This window comes from Limnohabitans radicicola (assembly GCF_014837235.1).
Lineage (GTDB): Bacteria > Pseudomonadota > Gammaproteobacteria > Burkholderiales > Burkholderiaceae_C > Limnohabitans_A > Limnohabitans_A radicicola.
Genome location: NZ_JACYFT010000002.1, coordinates 186,782 through 207,268 on the forward strand (window position 1 = coordinate 186,782; position 20,487 = coordinate 207,268).

Annotated in this window: 21 protein-coding genes and 1 riboswitch; of the genes, 8 read left to right on the forward strand and 13 right to left on the reverse strand. The window is 64.4% G+C overall.

Features of this window, described 5'->3' with window-relative positions; genetic code table 11:
• Nucleotides 1-88: 88 nt before the first annotated feature.
• On the forward strand, nt 89-1,132 hold the full coding sequence (gene tsaD, locus IC609_RS08650) for a tRNA (adenosine(37)-N6)-threonylcarbamoyltransferase complex transferase subunit TsaD (RefSeq protein WP_191819109.1): 1,044 nt from the start codon (nt 89-91) through the stop codon (nt 1,130-1,132).
• A gap of 82 nt (nt 1,133-1,214) precedes the next feature.
• Here the strand turns inward: tsaD and ribD are convergent, their stop codons facing one another.
• The 5 genes from ribD to IC609_RS08675 all read right to left on the reverse strand — a co-directional run bounded on the left by ribD (nt 1,215) and on the right by IC609_RS08675 (nt 5,139).
• On the reverse strand, nt 1,215-2,315 hold the full coding sequence (gene ribD, locus IC609_RS08655) for a bifunctional diaminohydroxyphosphoribosylaminopyrimidine deaminase/5-amino-6-(5-phosphoribosylamino)uracil reductase RibD (protein ID WP_191819835.1): 1,101 nt from the start codon (nt 2,313-2,315) through the stop codon (nt 1,215-1,217).
• 95 nt (nt 2,316-2,410) lie between these two features.
• Complete coding sequence (locus tag IC609_RS08660; protein WP_191819110.1) at nt 2,411-2,806, reverse strand: type IV pilus modification PilV family protein; 396 nt, start codon at nt 2,804-2,806, stop codon at nt 2,411-2,413.
• A complete protein-coding gene (locus IC609_RS08665) occupies nt 2,803-4,026 on the reverse strand; it encodes a hypothetical protein (RefSeq protein WP_191819111.1) in 1,224 nt (407 codons plus the stop codon). Before IC609_RS08665 ends, IC609_RS08660 begins: the two co-directional genes overlap by 4 nt.
• Nucleotides 4,023-4,646, reverse strand: a complete 624-nt coding sequence (locus tag IC609_RS08670) for a PilW family protein (protein ID WP_191819112.1) — start codon at nt 4,644-4,646, stop codon at nt 4,023-4,025. Before IC609_RS08670 ends, IC609_RS08665 begins: the two co-directional genes overlap by 4 nt.
• Nucleotides 4,647-4,677: 31 nt before the next feature.
• Complete coding sequence (locus tag IC609_RS08675) at nt 4,678-5,139, reverse strand: type IV pilin protein (protein ID WP_191819113.1); 462 nt, start codon at nt 5,137-5,139, stop codon at nt 4,678-4,680.
• 125 nt (nt 5,140-5,264) lie between these two features.
• On the opposite strand from IC609_RS08675, the gene IC609_RS08680 reads away from it, so the two are divergent.
• Complete coding sequence (locus tag IC609_RS08680) at nt 5,265-5,813, forward strand: GspH/FimT family pseudopilin (RefSeq protein WP_191819114.1); 549 nt, start codon at nt 5,265-5,267, stop codon at nt 5,811-5,813.
• 5 nt (nt 5,814-5,818) lie between these two features.
• Here the strand turns inward: IC609_RS08680 and nrdR are convergent, their stop codons facing one another.
• The 3 genes from nrdR to IC609_RS08695 form a co-directional block, all read right to left on the reverse strand.
• Complete coding sequence (nrdR, locus tag IC609_RS08685) at nt 5,819-6,265, reverse strand: transcriptional regulator NrdR (protein WP_191819115.1); 447 nt, start codon at nt 6,263-6,265, stop codon at nt 5,819-5,821.
• A 10-nt stretch (nt 6,266-6,275) separates the two neighbouring features.
• Nucleotides 6,276-7,520, reverse strand: coding sequence for a serine hydroxymethyltransferase (gene glyA, locus IC609_RS08690; RefSeq protein ID WP_191819116.1), 1,245 nt, complete (start codon nt 7,518-7,520; stop codon nt 6,276-6,278).
• A 52-nt stretch (nt 7,521-7,572) separates the two neighbouring features.
• Nucleotides 7,573-7,731: riboswitch (ZMP/ZTP riboswitch) on the reverse strand.
• Nucleotides 7,732-7,765: 34 nt separating this feature from the next.
• The gene (locus tag IC609_RS08695) at nt 7,766-8,536 is read right to left on the reverse strand and encodes a transglycosylase SLT domain-containing protein (protein WP_191819117.1); all 771 of its coding nucleotides are present in this window, start codon (nt 8,534-8,536) and stop codon (nt 7,766-7,768) included.
• Between the two features lie 364 nt (nt 8,537-8,900).
• Between IC609_RS08695 and IC609_RS08700 the strand changes: the two genes are divergently transcribed.
• The gene (locus tag IC609_RS08700) at nt 8,901-11,594 is read left to right on the forward strand and encodes a DUF349 domain-containing protein (RefSeq protein ID WP_333473668.1); all 2,694 of its coding nucleotides are present in this window, start codon (nt 8,901-8,903) and stop codon (nt 11,592-11,594) included.
• Nucleotide 11,595: 1 nt separating this feature from the next.
• Here the strand turns inward: IC609_RS08700 and IC609_RS08705 are convergent, their stop codons facing one another.
• The 5 genes from IC609_RS08705 to IC609_RS08725 are packed head-to-tail and all read right to left on the reverse strand — an operon-like array spanning nt 11,596 to nt 14,843.
• Nucleotides 11,596-12,309: a phosphatase PAP2 family protein gene (locus IC609_RS08705; protein ID WP_191819118.1), complete on the reverse strand. Its 714-nt coding sequence runs from the start codon at nt 12,307-12,309 to the stop codon at nt 11,596-11,598.
• Nucleotides 12,306-13,094 carry a UDP-2,3-diacylglucosamine diphosphatase gene (locus IC609_RS08710; RefSeq protein ID WP_191819119.1) on the reverse strand — a complete coding sequence of 263 codons (789 nt, stop codon included), beginning with the start codon at nt 13,092-13,094 and terminating at the stop codon, nt 12,306-12,308. The genes IC609_RS08705 and IC609_RS08710 overlap by 4 nt, the downstream gene beginning before the upstream one ends.
• Nucleotides 13,095-13,110: 16 nt before the next feature.
• Nucleotides 13,111-13,617, reverse strand: a complete 507-nt coding sequence (locus IC609_RS08715; protein ID WP_191819120.1) for a peptidylprolyl isomerase — start codon at nt 13,615-13,617, stop codon at nt 13,111-13,113.
• Between the two features lie 5 nt (nt 13,618-13,622).
• On the reverse strand, nt 13,623-14,300 hold the full coding sequence (locus tag IC609_RS08720; protein ID WP_191819121.1) for a peptidylprolyl isomerase: 678 nt from the start codon (nt 14,298-14,300) through the stop codon (nt 13,623-13,625).
• 15 nt (nt 14,301-14,315) lie between these two features.
• On the reverse strand, nt 14,316-14,843 hold the full coding sequence (locus IC609_RS08725) for a tetratricopeptide repeat protein (protein WP_191819122.1): 528 nt from the start codon (nt 14,841-14,843) through the stop codon (nt 14,316-14,318).
• Nucleotides 14,844-15,064: 221 nt separating this feature from the next.
• On the opposite strand from IC609_RS08725, the gene cysS reads away from it, so the two are divergent.
• From cysS to IC609_RS08750, 5 genes are all read left to right on the forward strand, one after another.
• Nucleotides 15,065-16,450, forward strand: a complete 1,386-nt coding sequence (gene cysS, locus IC609_RS08730) for a cysteine--tRNA ligase (RefSeq protein WP_191819123.1) — start codon at nt 15,065-15,067, stop codon at nt 16,448-16,450.
• A complete protein-coding gene (locus IC609_RS08735) occupies nt 16,447-17,088 on the forward strand; it encodes a DNA-3-methyladenine glycosylase family protein (RefSeq protein WP_333473669.1) in 642 nt (213 codons plus the stop codon). The genes cysS and IC609_RS08735 overlap by 4 nt, the downstream gene beginning before the upstream one ends.
• Before the next feature lie 44 nt (nt 17,089-17,132).
• On the forward strand, nt 17,133-18,107 hold the full coding sequence (locus IC609_RS08740; protein WP_191819124.1) for an acetyl-CoA carboxylase carboxyltransferase subunit alpha: 975 nt from the start codon (nt 17,133-17,135) through the stop codon (nt 18,105-18,107).
• A 45-nt stretch (nt 18,108-18,152) separates the two neighbouring features.
• A complete protein-coding gene (gene tilS, locus IC609_RS08745) occupies nt 18,153-19,097 on the forward strand; it encodes a tRNA lysidine(34) synthetase TilS (RefSeq protein WP_191819125.1) in 945 nt (314 codons plus the stop codon).
• 120 nt (nt 19,098-19,217) lie between these two features.
• Complete coding sequence (locus IC609_RS08750; protein ID WP_191819126.1) at nt 19,218-20,480, forward strand: aspartate kinase; 1,263 nt, start codon at nt 19,218-19,220, stop codon at nt 20,478-20,480.
• Nucleotides 20,481-20,487 lie beyond the last annotated feature (7 nt).

A 20,487-nucleotide genomic window follows, 5' to 3' on the forward strand; every position in this document is an offset into this window, starting at 1 on the left:
CTGTTGTGGGAGCGACGCCCCCGTCGCTCCTGCTGAGATTATGACCAAGCCCCCGCCTGCAGCCCATGGCCCGCTTAAACTAGCTGTTATGCGAATTTTGGGCATTGAATCTTCCTGCGACGAGACGGGCGTGGCCTTGGTGGAGACCACGGGCGATGCGCTGCCGCGCCTGTTGTCGCATGCGCTCTACAGCCAGATCGAAATGCACCAGGCCTATGGCGGTGTGGTGCCCGAGCTGGCCAGCCGTGACCACATCCGCCGGGTTTTGCCGCTGACCCGCCAGGTCATGGCCGAGGCTGGCGCGCAATTGGTCGATATCGACGTGGTGGCCTACACCCGGGGCCCGGGCTTGGCTGGGGCGCTCTTGGTGGGCTCGGGCGTGGCCTGTGCGCTGGCGGCTTCACTGGGCAAGCCGGTGCTGGGCGTGCACCACCTCGAAGGCCATTTGCTCTCGCCGTTTTTGAGCGCCGACCCGCCCGAGTTCCCCTTCATCGCTTTGCTGGTGTCGGGTGGGCACACCCAGCTGATGCGGGTGGACGGCGTGGGGCGCTATGAATTGCTGGGTGAGACGATCGATGACGCGGCTGGCGAAGCCTTTGACAAGTCGGCCAAGCTCATGGGTCTGCCTTATCCCGGTGGCCCGGGCTTGTCGCGCCTGGCCGAGCAGGGCGATCCGACTGCTTACAAGCTGCCGCGCCCACTGCTGTACAGCGGAGACTTTGATTTTTCGTTTGCGGGCCTCAAGACGGCCGTGCTGACCCAGACCAAAAAGATCGGGCCAGCAGCGCACACCGAAGGTGCGCCTGAGCGTGCCGATCTGGCCGCATCGACCCAGGCCGCCATTGTGGAAGTGCTCTTGAAGAAGTCGATGGCGGCGCTCAAGAGCAGTGGCCTCACGCGGCTGGTGGTGGCGGGTGGCGTGGGGGCCAACCGCGAACTGCGCAGGCAATTGAACGAGGCCTGCGCCAAGGCCCGCGTGCGTGTGCACTACCCCGAGCTGCACCTGTGCACCGACAACGGCGCCATGATCGCCATGGCTGCCGCCATGCGCTTGCAGTCGGGCGCGCAGGTGGCCGAAGCCCGCTACAGCTTCGACGTGAAGCCGCGCTGGCCTCTGCACGAGTTGGTCTGAAAAGTGTGGGAGCGGCGCCCCCGCCGCGACAGACCACTCGCCCACCGCCATTCATCGCCCCGAGGGCGGGGCCCCTGCGGATTCAGTGCCTGAGCAAAAAGCGCACGTCCTGCCCGACACGGTCCACCGCGTGAAAGTGCAGCTTCAGTGCGTCGTCCAGTTGTGCGAGCGCGGGCAAGTTGGCCATGCCCTGACCGGGGCCGAGCCACTGCGGGGCCATGTAAACCAGCCATTCGTCGACCAGCCCCTCACGCATGAAACTGCCGTTGAGCTTGAAGCCCGCCTCCACATGCAGCTCGTTGACCTCGCGCCGGGCCAGGTCGCGCAGCAGTGCGGCCAGGTCGACTTTGTCGCCGGGTCCGGCACAGTCGATCACCTGCACACCGCGGGCCGTGAGTTCGGCGCGTTTTTCGGCATTTTCAGTGGTGGCGGTGTAAACCCAGATCTGGCGTGCCTGGTCACCGCTGCCCAGTGTGTCGAGCAGTTTGGCGCTGATGGGCAGGTCCAGGCGGCTGTCCACCACCACCAGGTGCGGCTGGCGGGGCGCATCCAGGCCGCGCACGGTCAATTGCGGGTCGTCTTCGAGCACGGTGCCGATGCCGGTGAGGATGGCGCAAGCGCGGGCGCGCCAGGCGTGTCCGTCAGCGCGGGCCTCGGGGCCGGTGATCCACTGGCTTTGGCCATTGGCCAGCGCCGTTTGCCCATCAACTGATGCGGCGATCTTCATGCGCACCCAGGGCAGCCCCCGCTCCATGCGGCTGAAAAATCCAATGTTGAGTTCGCGCGCCTCGGCGGCCAGCGGGTCGCCTGTGGGCAGCACCTGCACCTGTGCGCCTGCGGCCTGCAGGCGTGCCAGACCTTGACCGGCCACCTGGGGGTTGGGGTCGGACATGGCCACCACCACCCGGCCTATGCCTGCAGCGGCGAGCGCGTCGCAGCAGGGGCCTGTGCGGCCCTGGTGTGCGCAGGGCTCGAGCGTGACCCAGGCGGTGGCGCCGTGCACGGCATGGCCACGCGCCGCCGCATCGCGCAGCGCCATGATTTCGGCGTGTGCGCCGCCAGCACGCTGGGTGTGGCCTTCGCCAAGCACCGTGCCGTCGGGTGCGGTGATGACGCAGCCCACACGCGGGTTGGGCGAGGTCAGCCACAGGGCCTGTCGGGCCAGCGCCAGGGCGCGTTGCATCGGTGAAAGTGTGGTCGTGGGCACGGCGGTCAGCGGGTCATGTTTCTTGGGGGTTGAGGATACGCGAACTCGCGAGCATCGCCCTGCCGAAAGCTTCAGCGCCCGACCCAGCCGGGCAGTGGCGACGCACTGCTGTGCCACACCAGGCTGGACTGGCCTGCGCTGCTGGCCTCTGCCCAAGGGGTGACCGAGGCCCATTGCACCGTGACCTGGATGTCCTGCAGGCCATTGCCGCGCGGCGTCGTGCGGGCTTGGCGGGTGTAACGCACGCCTTGAACCTGCACGTTGTCTTGGCTGGGACAGGCTGCGCCAGAAATGGCGCAGTCCATGGCTTCCTGCGCAAGCAGCTGGGCCACGCCGCGCTGTCGGGTATCGGTGGCGGTCTGCATGGTGCGGAGCGTGAGCTGTGTGGCACCCAAGAGGCCAATGCCCAGCACGGCCGAGGCCACCAGGGCTTCGATCAGGGCCATGCCTTGCTGTGCGTGTTTCATCGTGAGCCTTCGCTCCAGCTGCCGTTGACGCGTTGCACGCGGCTGGCGTCGATGCCGTCTGGCCAGTCGAGGATGTAGGCGTTGCGCCCGTAGGGTCTGGCCCACAGCGTGCCCGTGCGCCACTCGGGCAGGCCGGACTCGACCACCAGCTGGCCTTCGATCCAGCCGCCTTGCCAGCCGCGCATTTTTTCGTCATCGCAGCCCGCATCGAGCACCACGCTGCCGTGGATGTGCACGCCCGGTGCGATGCGCGGGCAACGCAGCGCGCAGGCTTGGCTGGAGAACACCAGCAGCGCTGGGGTGTCGGGCGTGCCCACGCTTTGGCCCCAGTCGGCGGGGCTGTTAATCCAGTAAATGCTTCGGGGCGGTGTGCTCAGCGCGTGCAGGCCGTTGCGCTCTTGTACGGCAGACCAGGCCTGCAATTGCTCGGCCGTGATGTCGCCCAACACACTGCGCCAGGCGGCCCTGTTGCAGGGGCTGCGGGGCACAGCGCTGCTGGGGCCGCTGCGGGTGCCGCCGCCGGGCAGGCTGGCGCTGGACAGGGCCATGCAGGCGGTTTTTTCGGCGCTGGAGATGCTGCCGTTGCGGTTGGTGTCGATCACAAAGTGCGTCTGTACTGCCGGGGCACTGGCGGTGCCGCTGCAGGGCTGACCGCTCTTGCTGAGCGGGCACACGCGCAGGCTGGCCCCGGTGGCCTCGCTCACGCAGCCGTTGAGCACCAGCGCGGCTTGCGGTGCGTCGCTGGGGGCGGGCGCGAGCACAGGCAAAAACACGCTCTCGCGCACCAGGCCTCGGCTGTTTTGTCCAGCCCAATGGCTTTGCGCGTGCAGCGTCAGCACATGCGGTGCCATGACCAGGTCGCGCACAGCCGTGACGCTGGCCTGCGCTTGGGGCAAGGCGGGGTGTGGCGGCACGCTCAAGGCCGCGCACTGCCACTGCGGGCCTTTGACCCCGGCAGGGCAGGGGGCTGGGGTGGTAAGCAGGGCGGTGAGGGGCGCGCTGCGGCTGGCGATGTCTGCCTGCGCCGAGGCCAAAGCCGCTTCGGCCAGCAAGCGCGCCTGGCTGGCGCGTGCGTGGTTTTGCCCGGCCAGTTGGTCCATCAGCACACTGCGGCTGCTGTAAAAGCCCGCCAGTGCCGCCAGCACGACCAGTGCGATGGCGACCAGCAAAGTGATGGCGCCATGCTGCGCGTCCGTGGTTTGGGGGCATGAGTGGTTCATGGGCAGTACAGCGCCTGGGCGCTGGCGGGCATGTCGTTGCGCAGGTGCACGGTCTGCGACAGGCTGATGGGCTGGGTGGTGTCGCCCGGCCACTGACCCGTCAGCGTGACGCGCACAGTGCGGTGCAACCAGCCCTGGCGCAGCTCGCATTGCAGTTGCCAGCTGAGCGCGGTGATCTCCAGGCTGCTGCGGTCGGTGAGGGCCAGCCAGTTGCCCGAGCCGCTGCACGATCGGCGGGCCATCAACACCTTGTCGCTGAGCCGAAAACCTATGCACTCGTCATCGTCCTGCCTGCCGTTGTGGTTGCGGTCGTGGCTGAAGTCGATCCAATCGCCTTCGATGCTGAAGTCTTCGAAGCCATCGCAAAAGCTGTCGTCGCACGCGCTGGGCGAGCGGGTTTGCCAGGCCTGGGCCGAGTATTGGGCCTGGCGCAGTTCCCGGCTCATCCAGTCCATGGCCGTGCGCAGGTCGTGCTGCAGGTGACTGGCTTGGAGGTTCAGGCGGTGTCCGCGCAGGTGCTGCGCCAGCATTTGCGTGCCTGCGGCCAGCACGATCAGCCCCACGGCCAAACCGACCAGCAGGCCGATCAGGGTTTCACCGCGTTCGTGGGGGTGGTGCATGAGGTCACAGCCCTTGGGGTGGTGCGTGTCATCACTGCCGCCAGCAGTGCTGCGGGTCGCTGCCCGTGTGCTCGCCTGCGCTGAGTGTGGCGGTGGCGCTACCCCGCCAGGTCAACCGCAGGGGGCTGCAGTCGCGGTCGGCCGCCTGGGCGCCGAGGGGCAGGGCTTCGAGTGTGTAGCCCTCAGCGTCGGCTTGAGGGATGCTGATCCGGTACTGGCCGCGTGGCGAGAGGTCGCTGCCCCAGCCCAGGGCCGCGAGTGAATCGGCGTAGGTGTCGTGCTGGCTGCGCCAGCGCGCCTGGTCCATCTGCAGTTGCTGCAAAGCCAGCTGGCCGTCGCTGCGCCGTGCCTGGCGCTGTTGCGCCTGGTAGGCGGGCAGTGCGAGGGCGGCGAGGGTTCCCATCAGCGCCAGGCTGATGAGCAGCTCGGTCAGTGTCCAACCATTTTCGCGCGAGGGCGATGCCCCGCCGTGGCGATGTTCAGGCTTGTGCATGCCTGTCTCCTCCCTGATCCTTTTTGAGGCCATTGTGGCCATCTGGGCAGCGCTTGTACAGGCCCTCAAAAGAACTTGGCAGCATTGATCGCCTGGATTAGGCTGTGGCGCTCAGGGAGACAAAAATGAACGGCAAAAAACCGAAGGCGGCGGGCTTCACCTTGCTGGAGGCGCTGGTGGTCATGGCCTTGCTGGGGCTGATGGTGTCACTGGCGGCGCCTGCCATGTCGGCGCTGCGCCAGCAGCACCAATTGCAAGCCCAGGCCGAGGGCTTGTTGGACAGCCTGGTGCTGGCGCGCAGCGAAGCCTTGCGCCGCCAGATGCGGGTGAGCTTGTGCGCCCGCGCCAGTGACACCGCATGTCACGCCAGCGGTGATTGGCAGCTGGGCTGGCTTGTGTTTGCCGACGCCAACGACAACGCACAGTTGGATGCCGGTGACATGCTGATGGAGGTGCATGCTGCTGTGCCCGAAGCCATGCAGTTGACCGTGACCAACACGGTCAAGGCTTATTTCTCTTACGGCCCTGAGGGGCGCAGCGCCACGCTCAACGGCGCGTTCATGGCGGCGACCTGGCGCTTTTGCAAGCCGGGCTTGGAATCAGGCTGGCAGGTGGTGAGCAATGCCCTGGGCAGGCCCAGGTTGGAGAAGGTCAGCGCGCCCAGTTGCGGCTGACGTTTTCAGCGGACTTCGTCCACCAGGGTCTTGAAGTCGTCGATGTCTTCGAAGCTGCGGTACACGCTGGCAAAGCGCACATAGGCCACTTTGTCGAGCTTTTTGAGCTCGCGCATGACCAACTCGCCAATGCGGTTGGAGGCGACTTCCCGGCTGGGCAGGGCCAGCAGTTTTTCTTCGATGCGCTCGATCGCGCCATCCACCTGCTCGGTGCTCACAGGCCGTTTACGCAGGGCCAGGTTCAGGCTGGCGCGGAGTTTGTCGCGCTGGTATTCGATGCGTCGGCCGTCTTTTTTGACGATGGCCGGAAAGCTCACTTCGGGTTTTTCGTAGGTGGTGAAGCGTTTTTCACAAGCGCCGCACTGGCGGCGGCGCCGGATGAAGCCCCCGTCTTCGGCCAGCCGAGTCTCCACCACTTGGGTGTCGAGGTGACCGCAGAAGGGGCATTTCATGGCTCAGGCCTTATTTGTAAACCGGGAAACGTGCGGTCAGGGCGTTGACCTTGGCACGCACGGCGGCGATGTTGGCTTCGTCCTTGGGGTTGTCCAGCACGTCGGCGATCAGGTTGGCCGTGATGCGGGCTTCCTCGTCCTTGAACCCACGGGTGGTCATGGCGGGGGTGCCGACGCGGATGCCACTGGTCACGAACGGTTTTTCGGGGTCGTTCGGGATCGCGTTTTTGTTGATCGTCATGTGGGCAGCGCCCAAAGCGGCTTCGGCTTCCTTGCCGGTGATGCCTTTGGCCCTCAGGTCCACCAGCATGACGTGGCTCTGGGTGCCGCCGCTCACGATGCGCAGGCCGCGCTGGGTCAGTGTCTCAGCGATGATCTGTGCGTTTTTGATCACCTGGGCCTGGTAGGCCTTGAACTCGGGCTGCAGCGCTTCCTTGAAGGCCACGGCCTTGGCGGCGATGACGTGCATCAGCGGGCCGCCTTGCAGGCCGGGGAAGATGGCGCTGTTGATGGCTTTCTCGTGCTCGGCCTTCATCAGGATGATGCCGCCGCGTGGGCCGCGCAGGCTCTTGTGGGTGGTCGAGGTCACAACGTCCGCATGCGGCACAGGGTTGGGGTAGACGCCAGCGGCGATCAGACCGGCATAGTGGGCCATGTCGACCATGAAGATCGCGCCGACTTCTTTGGCGACTTTGGCAAAGCGCGCCCAGTCGATGTGCAGCGAGTAGGCCGAAGCGCCAGCCACGATCAGCTTGGGCTTGTGCTCGCGGGCCTTGGCTTCCATCGCGTCGTAGTCGATGGCTTCGTTCTTGTCGAGGCCGTAACTCACGACGTTGAACCACTTGCCCGACATGTTCAGCGGCATGCCGTGGGTCAGGTGACCGCCTTCGGCCAGGCTCATGCCCATGATGGTGTCGCCGGGCTTCAAAAAGGCCAGGAACACGGCCTCGTTGGCCGATGCACCGCAATGCGGCTGCACGTTGGCGCAGTCGGCACCAAAGATCTGCTTGATGCGGTCAATGGCCAGTTGTTCGGCCACGTCGACGAATTCACAACCGCCGTAGTAGCGCTTGCCAGGGTAGCCTTCGGCGTATTTGTTGGTGAGCTGCGAGCCTTGCGCGGCCATGACGGCGGGCGAGGCGTAGTTTTCGCTGGCGATCAGTTCGATGTGGTGTTCCTGACGCGCGTTTTCGGCCTGGATGGCGGCAAAAATTTCGGGGTCGGCTTGTTCAATCAGAATGTTGCGGTCGTACATGGCAGTCCTTCAAAAGAGATGGAACCTTGGCTCAAACAGGGGTGTTGTTGACAAGGGCTGCCCAGGCGAACGGCTGATACCCGTTGCGGACCTGAGGTCCGGTCAAGGTGATGCGCTTCCCAGTGGTTGTTGGCGGGGGTCCGCCGGGCTCCACGTCAGAGGCCCGGTCAAGGTCTGAGCCGGTCTCCTATCGCCAGTTGCGCAACCCCCTTAGTGTAGCCGACCCGCCCCATTGGGCCGATGGATCAGAGCCGCTTGACGGAGGTCGGGATCGGAGCCGAAGCCGCCGTCGCTTGGGTTTGTATGAGGCGTTCGAGCTGCTTGTGTTCGCTCAGCACGCGCTCGGTGTAGGTGCTGTCGGCCGCTTGCGGCGAGGTCTGGGCATACGCCCGCAGCCCGTCCTCGATGGAGCCCGTCTGCTGGATGAAGCCCTGCAAGACCCGCGAGCCCACACGCAGGTTGGTCAGCGGGTCAAACACCGACAAAGGGCCGCCAAAGCGGCTCAGGGTGTCTTGCTGCGACGGGCTGTCGATCTGCATCAGGCCCCGGTTGTTGTCGCTGCGCTGCGCAAAGGGGTTGAAGTTCGATTCCACGGCGATCACGGCCAGGATCAGGGTGGGCGGGACCTGGCTGAGTTCGCCCACCGACCAGGCTTCGGTGACCAAAGCTGCCATGGGCTCGGCCGAGATCCGGTATTTGCGGCTGAGCCACAGTGCCACGCTGCGCTGTTCGGGGGTCAATGCCTGCGTCGCCAACGCTGTGGATCGGCTGGCGCCAGGCCCCACTGCTGCGGCCGGACCATCGTGTTGTTGCGACTGGATCCAGCCGAGCAGGAATTCGTTGGCGGCTGTTTGCAATCCGGGACGCGCCACAAACAGGATCACCACCGCGATCACGGCCATGCCCAAGGCGGCCATGCCGTGGCGCGTGATCTCGACAAAGCCTGCGCGGATGTCCGATGCGATGCTTTGTGCGATCTGGCCCCAAGAAGCGGCCTGTGTGTTGGGCTTTGCCATGTGTCCTGTGGGAATCCGTGCGCTGACCCTGTGCGGGCCTGGGGGCGTCACGGTGTGGGTTGGGGGCGTCGTTTGGCTCTGGACGCCCTTGGCTTGTGGGATTTTCGAGGCCTCTGTATGAGGGTCCCGACTCCGGGTTTTTGAATTCGGGGTGGATTCTAAAAAGCCATTTAATAACGTGTCAATTATAAAGAATTGGTTAAGTATTCTTTGAAAGAATAAAAAAAGAAGCGCAACGGAGGTGTCCCGATGCGATACAGATCAGGGAAACGGGGCAAATCCCGGCGAAAATACGCGCTGTTCATTGGCGCTTTGTTGCCGATCCCGATGCCCTCGCGGCTTTTTTTCTTTCTGGCGTTTGACCGTGACCTCTTCTTCCAAACCTGTTGACTTCCAAGCCCTTGACCAATTGACGGGCGGCGTGTTCACCGCTGCCACCTCGGGCGAGCGCAGCGCACGTCTGCGCGACTGGTTGCTCACAGAGCCCTCGGTGGAGCAGATGAACGAGGTCTACCATGAGCTGTCCAGCCGGGACAAAGGCGCCGCCAAGGCCCTGCGCGAGAAGCTTGACGAAGTCAAACGCACCCGCGGACAGGAAGCATTGGCTGCCGATTGGGCCAGCCGCGCCGAACAACTGCTGCAAGCTCCCCGCCTGAACATCGCCGACGCCCTGGCCTGGCAGCGCGACGCGGCCAAAGCGGGCGCGCCGCTCTCGCGTGAGCCGCTGGCCAGCCTTAAGACGCGCCTGGCCGATGTGGTCAAGCGGGTCGAAGATCTGCAGCACCAGGTGATGGTGCAGCGCGAAGCCGCCGTGCTCCTGGCCCAGCGCATCGAAGTGCAGTCCACCAAGCCCATGGCCGAGGCCCAGGCCGCGCAAGCGGCGCTGCAGACCGATGTGGCCCATTGGCTCAGCCAGGCGCAGGCGCTGACCCAAGACGCGGTCTGGCCCAGTGTGGACCTCAAATTCCCGGCCCAGGTCGAGGCGGCGCAAAGCCAGCTGCAGGCCGTGTGGGACGGTTTTTCGGCGGCTTTGCAGCAAGCGCTGCTGGCGATGACCGACGCGCAAGCGGCTTTGCCCTCGGTGCCCGTCTGGGCAGATGAAATTCGCCGCGCCCGCGGCGAGGTGGTGGCGGTCGATACCGCGCCTGCCGCCGACAAGCCCGCCAAAGCGGCCAAGCCCAAAATGGACGCCGCCCAGCGCCAGGCGCTGCGCGAAGAAGCCACCCAGGCCGTGCTGCTGGTCCTCGAAGTGGTTGAAAAAAGCGTGACCGAGGGCACTGTCGCCCCGGACGCGGCAGCCAGCCTGCACGATGTGCTCAAGGCCCACGGCAAGCACCTCGACACCGCCGTGGACGCCCGCGTGCACGCTGCGCTGATCGCCGCAGGCGATGCACAGGGTTGGCAGCGTTGGGTGACCGACCAGCACCGTCTGGAGCTGGTGACCCAGGCCGAAGCCCTGCTGGGCGCTGACAAGACCCCGGCCGTGGGAGGCCGCAAGATGCAAGAGCGCCTGCGCCAGTTGCGCGAAGCCTGGAAGCAAACCGACCAGGGCGGCTTGCCCAACCATGGTTTGTGGAAGCGTTTTGACACCGCTTGCAACGAGGCCTACCAAACTGTGCAAGCCTGGCTGGCGAATGCCAAACAAGAGTCGGCCGCCCACAAGGCCCAGCGCGTGGCTCTGATGGACGAGGTCAAGGCCTGGACCGAAGCCCACGCCGACAACAGCGACTGGCGCATGCAGGTGCGCACGCTGCACCAGTTTTCTGACCGCTGGCGCAATGCGGGGCACCTGAATGAAAAAACCTTTGCCGAGATGCAGGCTCAATGGAAGGTTCTGATCCAGGCTGCAGCAGCCCGACTGGACGCCGCGCAAAAAGCCAGCATCGAACGCCGCAAAGCCCTGATCGCCGAAGCCACGGCGCTGGGCGAAGCCCCTGGCCTGCGCGTGGACGCGGTCAAGGCCTTGCAGCAGCGCTGGCAGACCGAAGCCCAGGCGGTGCCCCTGGACCGCAAGACCGAACAAAAATTGTGGGAAGTGTTCCGCAAGCCGATCGACGAGGCTTTCCAGCGCAAGGGCTCCGAGCGCAGCCATGCCCAAGCCCCGTTGACCGCCCATGACCGCGCCGTCATTGAAGCCTCCAAGGCCCTGGATGCGGCCAACGCCAAGGGCGATGCTGGCGCGATCCGCGCGGCCATGTCGGCGCTGGAAGCCGCGCTCAAAGGCCAAGCGCGAGAGCAGGCCGCCGCCCAACAGGCCGCGGCATCCGCTGCTTCTGCAGCACCTGCTGCCGTGGTGGCTGAACCAACGGCAGACACTGTGGAGGCTGCTTCTGCCAATGCCGAGCCCGCAGCCTCGGTTGCGGAAGACGCCACAGAGGCTGCGCCTGCTGAAGTCGCTGTGGCTGTACCCGTACCCAAACCCGCCAAACCGGTGGTGGCTGTGCGCGGCGATGACCGCCCCGGCCAGAAAAAAACCGAGCCCGCAGCCGCAGGCAAGCCAGGCCGCCGTGATGGCCGCCCGGGTGAACGCGGTGCCGAGCGAGGTGGTGACCGAAATGGTGATCGTTTTAGCCGCCCCGAGCGCCGTGAGGACCGTGGCCCACGTCTGGGTGACGAGGCCTTCCGCGCCCAGCGCGAAGCGCGCGAACGCGCCGAAATGGCTTTGCGCAAGCTGGCCGCTCAGGCCCATGGCGAAACCCTCACGCGCATTCTGACGGCATGGCAGGAGCGCCAGGCCGACGCGCTGCCCACCGTTCAGGAGCTCGGCAAGGCGGTCAATGCCGCTGCCCGTCAGGCCTGGTCACAGGCCCTGAGCCAACCCGCAGGGGAAGCTGCTGCCACGTCTTTGATGCGTCTGGAAATGGCCGCTGAAGTGCCTACGCCTGCCGAATTCATCAATGACCGCCGCGCCTTGCAGCTGCAGTTGTTGACCCGCCGTAACGAAGCCGGTCCGCAGGACACCTGGGCGCGCGATGTGACGGCGGTGTTGTCGGGCCCGCACGATGCGACCAGCGCCCGCCGCTTGCAGAACGTGCTCAAGCAGCTGCTGCGCCGCTGAGTCAGTCCGCTGGACTGGCCGGCTGGCCGGCTGTCCAGCGGTAAGTGAGCCAGCCGGTGGTCCAGCAGATCCAGGCGGTCCACAAGGTGTGGCTGGGGTAGTGCGCACCGCGCACGGTTTGCGTCATGCCAAACACCAGGCCCAGCAGCACGACCAGCAGCAGCAAAGCGCGGCCATGGCGGTGTCGTGTGGCGTCGTGGCTGAACAAGGCGGGGAAACTGACCGCCATAAAGGCCAATGCCGATGAAGCATGCCCGCTGGGAAAGCAACGGCCACCGCCGCCGTCGCTCACGCCCAGACTCCAGTGAGAGACGTAGCTGGCCGGGCCACCAAAAAGGCTCAGGTCCCAAGGGCAGCTGGTCAGGCTGATGCGCTTGAGGATGCTCACCGCCACCAGGCTGGCCGTGATGGCCAGGAGGGATGCCGCGCGCTGCCTGCGACTGGCTGCCCTGAAGGGTCCCAGTGGCCAGAACACCATCACCAGCAAAAAAACATAGGCCAACACAGACAGTTGCTGCGCCCGCGTGTGCATGACGGTCGACAACCACCAGTTTTCTTTGAGTGCAAAGCCTTGAGCTGAGCCAAACCACGGCATGACCCGCAGGTCCCAGCCCGACAAGTCCCACATCACCACCAGCGCCAACAGCAAGAGTGTGATGTGCCACCCACGGGTCTGCACCCATGGCATGGTGTGGCTGCTGGCTTGTGTGGTCATGGTCGCGCGTGAAGGGGGAGGGTCCGCTGGTGCGAGCCATCGGCGTGCAGGCGCAAGACCTCGGCACGTGGCGCGCCATGGTCTAACGCCCAGTCCGATAGCACCTGGCGCAAAGCTGCGCTGGGCGCAGGGATCGCATGGTCGGCAGGCTGGTGCGTGTGCCCGTGCACCATGTGGGCACTTTGGGCGGCTTGCAGCCAGGCTTGCGTCATGGCTGCATCGGCATCGGCGAAGTAGGCGACGTTCTGGTTGTGGGCCTTGCTTTGCTCGCGCATCGATTGCGCCAGAGCCAGACGCTCGGACAGTGGTCGGGCCAGGAAGGCCGCTTGCCAGGCCGGGTCACGCGCCTGCAGGCGAAAGCGCTGGTAGGCCTCGTCATCGAGGCACAGGGCGTCGCCATGGGTGAGCACAGTCCGGCGCTCACCCCAGACCAGCACTGTGGGGTCGGGCAAGGCCTGCACACCGCATGCGCCGAGGAATGCCGGACCCACCAGGAAGTCCCGGTTGCCCGGCATGAAATACACCGCGCGATGCTGCGCAGTCTGTTTGAGCACTTCTGCGCACTGCTGCAGGAACGGGTCCGAGGCGACGGCGTCGTCGCCCACCCAGACCTCGAACAGGTCGCCCAGGATCAGCACAGCGTCCGCCTGCGTGCGGACCATGTGGTCGCGCCAAGCGGCAAAAGTGGCCGTTTCGCTGGCCTGCAGGTGCAGGTCAGAGATCAAGTCCACCGTTTGCCAGCTGGCAGGCGCCTGCAAGGTGCCGAAAGCCTGGGTGGCGGTCATCGCAACGCGTGTCAGATCAAAGCGCTACGGCTTTTTCGATGATCACGTCTTCTTTCGGCACGTCATCGTGGAAGCCCTTGCGGCCCGTCTTGACGCCCTTGATCTGGTCGACCACTTCGGTGCCCTTGACCACTTTGCCGAACACGGCGTAGCCCCAGCCTTGCAGCGAAGGTGCGGTGTGGTTCAGGAAGCCGTTGTCGGCCACGTTGATGAAGAACTGTGCCGTGGCCGAGTGGGGCGCTTGCGTGCGGGCCATGGCCACGGTGTAGTTGTCGTTCTTGAGGCCGTTGTTGGCTTCGTTTTCGATGGCTTCGGCGGTGGGCTTTTGCTCCATGCCGGGCTCGAAACCGCCGCCTTGGATCATGAAGCCAGGGATCACGCGGTGGAAGATGGTGTTGTCGTAGTGGCCCTTGTTCACATAGGCCAGGAAGTTGGCGGTGGACTTGGGCGCTTTCTCGGCGTCGAGTTCGAGGGTGATCACGCCGTAGCCGGCAATGTGCAGTTCAACTTGTGGGTTGCTCATGGTGTTCAAGGAATCAAAGTGATGGATTGAATGACGATCGGTGTCTGCGGGACATCGGTCGGGAGGGGGCCGCCAGCGCCCGTGGGCGTGTTGCGGATTTTCTGGACCACGTCCATGCCGGACGTGACTTTGCCAAAAACGGTGTAACCCCACAGCTGGGGGTGGTTGAGCAGCTGGTTGCGCGGGACATTTTCGACGACCTGACCGCGGTATTCAAAGCGCGGCACCGGGTCCCCTTCGGGGATCAGCACCGGGTCGAGGAAGGCGTTGTCCACCACGTTGATGAAAAACTGCGAGGTGGCCGAGTGCGGGTCGCCCGTGCGCGCCATGGCCACGGTGCCGATCTGGTTTTTCAGGCCCGCGGCTGTGGCCGCACGTCCTTCGTGCTGGATGGGGGCACGCGTGGGCTTTTGCTTGTAACGGGTGTCAAAGCCGCCGCCTTGCACCATGAAGTTGGCGATCACGCGGTGGAAGATGGTGCCGTCGTAGTGCTTGTCCTTGACGTACTGCAGGAAGTTGGCCACGGTCTTGGGGGCTTTGTCGGCTTGCAGCTCGATCTCGATGTCACCCAGGTTGGTGGTCACCCGCACGCGCGGGTTGGCCGTTTGGGCCCAGGCGCCAGGCAAGGCGGTGGCCAGGCACAGGCCGAGTGCGACAGAGGCGCGTAAAAAAGAGCGTTTCATGGTGTGTTTCATGGTTCAGCGTGAATCGGCTTGCTGTATTTGACCGATGGCCTGCGCTTTGGCGCGGGGCCGGGGCGAGGTGGGTGCGGCTTGGCTGGCGCGGTCGTAGGCCTGCTTGGCCAGGGCCGCGTGCAGGTCGCCCAGGTTTTCGAGCGCTGTGGCGTAGTCGGGGCGGGCCTGCACAGCCCGGTTGAGTGAGGCCAGTGCGTCGTCATAACGACCGGCTTGGGCATAGAGGGCGGCCAGGTTGTTGTGGGGCTCGGCCAGTTCAGGGAAGGTTTGGGTCAGCTCCAGCAGGGTGGCCGTGGCCGCATCGTTTTGCCCCAGCCCTTGCTGGATGCGGCTGAGCAGCAGGCGCATTTGCGGGTCTTGCGCCCGGTTGGTGAGGTGCTGTCTGGCCAAAGCCTGGGCTTGCGGCCATTCCTCGCGCTTGATCAGGCGCTGCACATCGTCGTAAACATCGGCCTGCGCAGGCGTCAGGCAAAGCCAGATCAGGCCAGCCATCAGGGCATGGCGGAGGGGGCGGGCAGGGTGCAGGGCCATGGGTGGGGCGAAGAGGGTGAAGTCCAAGCCCCGGGTCTGAAACGCAGACTTTTTGACGGGCTATACTGAGGGCCATTGTAGCGGAGGCCTGTCCGTCGGATGGCTGCCCGTGCTTGTCTGTATGGCCCGTATCGGGCCCGATTCATTTTCAGCTGTACCCCTCCCAACCGGTCTGCCTTGCCCAGGCGGTCTGGCGTGGGCATTTGGATTTTTGACCTGACATGAGCTTGCGCATTTTCAATACGCTCAACCGCAAAGTGGATGACTTCTCACCCCAGCAGCCTGGGCATGTGCGCATGTATGTCTGCGGCATGACGGTCTATGACCTGTGCCACCTGGGCCATGCCCGTTCCATGATCGCGTTTGATGTGGTCCAGCGCTGGCTCAAGGCCAGCGGTCTGAAGGTGACTTATGTGCGCAATGTGACCGACATTGACGACAAGATCATCAAGCGCGCACTTGAAAATGGCGAGACCATCCGTGGCCTGACCGACCGCATGATCGATGCGCTGCATGAAGATGCCGATGCCCTGGGCATCGAGCGACCCCAGCACGAACCCCGCGCGACCGACTATGTGCCGCAGATGCTGAGCATGATCGGTACGTTGGAGCAAAAAGGTCTGGCGTACCGCTCGGGCAATGGCGATGTGAATTACGCCGTGCGCAAATTCCCGGGCTACGGCAAGCTCTCGGGCAAGTCGTTGGACGAGCTCAACGCGGGAGAGCGCGTGGCAGTGAACACCGAAGAGGGCGGCAAAAACGATCCGCTGGATTTTGTCTTGTGGAAGTCGGCCAAACCCACAGAACCTGAAGACTGCAAATGGGACAGCCCCTTTGGCGTGGGTCGGCCGGGTTGGCACATCGAGTGCTCGGCCATGAGCTGCCAGTTGCTGGGCGAGACTTTTGACATTCACGGCGGTGGGGCCGATCTGCAGTTCCCGCACCATGAAAACGAAATTGCCCAGAGCGAAGGTGCCACCGGCAAGCCATTTGCCCGTTACTGGATGCACAACGGCTTCATCAATGTGGACAACGAGAAGATGTCCAAAAGCCTGGGCAATTTCTTCACCATCCGTGATGTGCTCAAGGAATTCGATGCCGAGACGGTGCGTTTCTTTGTGGTGCGCAGCCACTACCGCAGCCCGCTGAACTACAGCGATGTGCACCTGCAAGACGCCAAAGGCGCTTTGAAGCGCCTGTACACCGCGCTGCAAGCCGTGCCGCCTGCCCAGGTGACGATCGATTGGACCGAGCCCATGGCGGCGCGCTTCAAGGCGGCGATGGACGAGGACTTTGGCACGCCTGAAGCCGTGGCCGTGCTGTTCGAGCTGGCCAGCGAGGTCAACCGCAGCCAGTCGACCGAGCGCGCGGGTTTGCTCAAGGCGCTGGGTGGCGTGCTGGGCTTGCTGCAAAGCGACCCGACCACTTATCTGCAGTCCGGCGCTGGGCTGGATGAAGCGGCCATTCAGGCGCAGATCCAAGCCCGGGCTGACGCCAAAAAAGCCAAAAACTTCGCCGAAGCCGACCGCATCCGCAACGACTTGTTGGCGCAGGGCATTGTGCTCAAGGACTCGCCCACAGGCACCACTTGGGAGGCCGCGCAGTGAGCAAAGCGGCCACCGTCTCGGTCACGCCCGAGTACTGGGCTCAGGCCTGCGCGCACCTGGCGCGCAAGGACCGGGTCATGAAAAAACTCATCCCGCAGTTTGGCGATGCCATCCTGGAGTCGCGCGGGGACGCGTTTGTGACCCTGGCCCGTTCCATCGTGGGTCAGCAGATTTCGGTCAAGGCGGCGCAAACCGTCTGGGACCGCTTTGCCGTACTTTCTCGCAAGCTGACTCCGGCGGGCGTGCTCAAACTGAAGGTGGACGACATGCGCGCGGCAGGCCTCTCGGCCCGCAAAGTTGAGTACCTGGTGGACCTGGCGCTGCATTTTGATTCGGGGGCCTTGCATGTCAAAGGCTGGGCCGACATGGACGACGAAGCCATCATTGCAGAGCTGGTGGCCATCCGCGGCATTGGTCGCTGGACGGCTGAAATGTTCCTGATGTTCCATCTGATGCGCCCCAATGTGCTGCCACTGGACGACATCGGGCTCATCAACGGCATCAGCCGCAACTATTTTTCGGGTGAACCGGTCAGCCGCAGCGATGTGCGCGAGGTCGCCCAAGCCTGGGCGCCTTACTGCACGGTGGCGACTTGGTATATTTGGCGGTCGCTGGACCCGCTGCCCGTGGCTTATTGATGCCACGCAGGACCCTCGGGTCCGCATGAATTGAGGAGAATAACTTGGCCAAACGAACGTTTCTCGACTTCGAGCAACCGGTTGCCGAACTTGAAGCCAAGATCGAAGAGCTGCGCTACGTGCAAAGCGAATCGGCGGTCGACATCACCGATGAAATCGACCAGCTGACCAAAAAGAGCCAGCAGCTGACCAAGGACATCTACAGCGATCTGACCCCCTGGCAGATCACCAAGATTGCCCGCCACCCCGAGCGCCCCTACACGCTGGACTATGTGAACGCCTTGTTCACCGACTTTGTTGAGCTGCACGGAGACCGCCACTTTGCCGATGACCTGTCCATCGTGGGCGGTCTGGCCCGCTTCAATGGCCAGGCCTGCATGGTGCTGGGCCATCAAAAAGGCCGCGACACCAAAGAGCGTGCCCTGCGCAACTTCGGCATGAGCAAGCCCGAGGGTTACCGCAAAGCCCTGCGCCTGATGAAGACGGCCGAGAAGTTCAAACTGCCAGTGTTCACCTTTGTGGACACCCCTGGCGCTTACCCAGGCATTGATGCCGAAGAGCGCGGCCAGTCCGAGGCCATTGGCCGCAACATTTTCGAGATGGCCCAGCTCGAAGTCCCGATCATCACCACCATCATCGGTGAAGGCGGCTCCGGCGGTGCGCTGGCCATCTCGGTGGCCGATCAGGTGCTGATGCTGCAGTATTCGGTGTATTCGGTCATCAGCCCTGAAGGCTGCGCCTCCATCCTGTGGAAGACCGGCGAAAAAGCCGAAGTGGCGGCCGAAGCCCTGGGCATCACCGCCCACCGCCTCAAGGCCCTGAACCTGGTCGACAAGATCGTGAGCGAGCCTGTGGGCGGCGCCCACCGCGACCATGCGCAGATGATGTCCTTCCTCAAGCGGGCGCTGGCCGACGCATTCCGTCAGGTGTCTGACCTCAAGCCCAAGGAACTGGTGGACCGCCGTTATGAGCGCCTGCAAAGCTACGGCCGCTACACCGACTCCAAAGCGGGCAAATAAGTCTTCGGACACGCCCTCTGACGCGGCCGTCATGGGCCAGTGCCCATGACGCAATCGCTCGATCAGGCCCTGGCTGGCTTCAGCCCGGGCCTTCCTTTTGTGGTCGCCCTCTCTGGCGGGGCGGACTCGACCGCGCTCTTGTGCGCCTGCGCCGAGCGATGGCCCGGGCAGGTGAGGGCGGTGCATGTGCACCACGGCCTGCAAGCCGCGGCCGATGGGTTCGAGTCCCATTGCCGACAACTGTGCGCACAACTGCATGTGCCTCTGGCCGTCTGCCACGTCGATGCGCGCCCGGCCCCAGGACAAAGCCCCGAAGATGCGGCCCGCCGGGCCCGTTACGCCGCGCTGGCCGAGGCGGCCCAAGACCACTGGCCTGATGCCAAAGGTATTGTGCTGGCTCAGCACGCCGATGACCAGGTCGAAACCTTGCTGATTGCCTTATCACGCGGTGCGGGCCTGCCTGGCCTGGCCTCCATGCCTGCGCACTGGGCCCGAGCAGGTTGGCAGTGGCATCGGCCGCTGCTGCAAGTGGCTGGGGCCGATGTGCGCCAGTGGCTGCGCGATCGGGGGCAGGCCTGGGTGGAAGACCCCACCAACAGCGATGAGCAGTTCACCCGCAACCGCATCCGCGCGCAGGTCTTGCCAGCGCTGGCGCAGGCCTTGCCTGCATTCAGGGACACCTTTGCCCGCAGCGCTGCCCACGCGGCCCAGGCCCAGGCTTTGCTTGACGAGCTCGCGGCCGAAGTGCTGGAGCAGGTGGGTCTGCCGCCCGCGATTGCCGCGCTGCGGGCACTCAGCCCGGCCCGGCAGGCGTTGGTACTGCGCCACTGGCTCAAAAGTCAGCACCAGGTGACGCCCAGCACCGCCCAGTTGCAGGAGCTGCAGGCTCAGCTGGCCGACTGCACCACGCGGGGCCATCGCTTGCACCTCAAAGTCGGCGGCGGCTTTGTTCGGCGTGAGGGGGATGTGCTGAACTGGCAGCCCGTCTGAGTCTGCCGCCAGCCCGGCCCGGCGGGTCAATAAAGCGTCAGTCCGGTTGGTACAATTGCAGGGTTTTGCCGGATGTTCAAGCCGCGCAATGACCGCTTTACCCTTCTTTAGACAATACACATGGCTTTGATCGTTCACAAATACGGCGGCACCTCGATGGGCTCGACCGAGCGCATCCGCAACGTCGCCAAGCGCGTGGCCAAATGGGCGCGCGCTGGCCACCAGATCGTGGTGGTCCCCAGCGCCATGAGCGGCGAAACCAACCGCCTGTTGGGCCTGGCCAAGGAGCTGGCCCCCGCCAAGCCCGACACCGCCTACAACCGCGAACTCGACATGCTGGCCTCCACGGGCGAGCAAGCGTCTTCGGCCTTGCTGGCCATCGCTTTGCAAGCCGAAGGCCAGCCTTCGGTCAGCTACGCGGGCTGGCAGGTGGCCATCAAAACCAACGACGCCTACACCAAGGCCCGCATCGAGTCGATCGACGACCAGCGCGTGCGTGCTGACCTGGCCGCAGGCAAGGTGGTCATCATCACCGGCTTCCAGGGTGTGGATGAAAACGGCAACATCACCACGCTGGGCCGTGGCGGTTCTGACACTTCTGCCGTGGCCGTGGCTGCGGCCATGAAGGCCGATGAATGTCTGATCTACACCGACGTGGATGGCGTCTACACCACCGACCCCCGCGTCGTGTCCGAAGCGCGCCGCCTGGCCAAGGTCAGCTTTGAAGAGATGCTCGAGATGGCCTCGCTGGGCTCCAAAGTCCTGCAAATCCGTTCGGTGGAGTTTGCGGGCAAATACAAAGTGCCCATGCGTGTACTCTCGAGCTTCACGCCCTGGGACATCGACATCCACGAAGAAGCCAAATCCGGCACCCTGATCACTTTTGAAGAAGACGAACAAATGGAACAAGCCATCGTTTCCGGTATCGCATTCAACCGCGATGAAGCCAAAATCTCCGTGCTCGGCGTGCCCGACAAACCCGGTATCGCGTACCAGATCCTCGGCGCTGTGGCCGATGCCAACATCGAAGTCGATGTGATCATCCAGAACGTGAGCAAGGACGGCAAGACCGATTTCAGCTTCACCGTTCACCGCAACGACTACGCCCGCACCACCGACCTGCTCAAGGACAAAGTGCTGCCCGCGCTGGGCGCGACCGAAGTGGTGGGCGACACCAAGATCTGCAAAGTGTCCATCGTCGGTATCGGCATGCGCAGCCACGTGGGTGTGGCCAGCAAGATGTTCCGTTCGCTGAGCGAAGAAGGCATCAATATCCAGATGATCTCGACTTCTGAAATCAAGACCTCGGTCGTGATCGACGAAAAATACATGGAACTGGCCGTTCGCGCCCTGCACAAGGCCTTCGATCTGGACCAAGCCTGAGCTATAA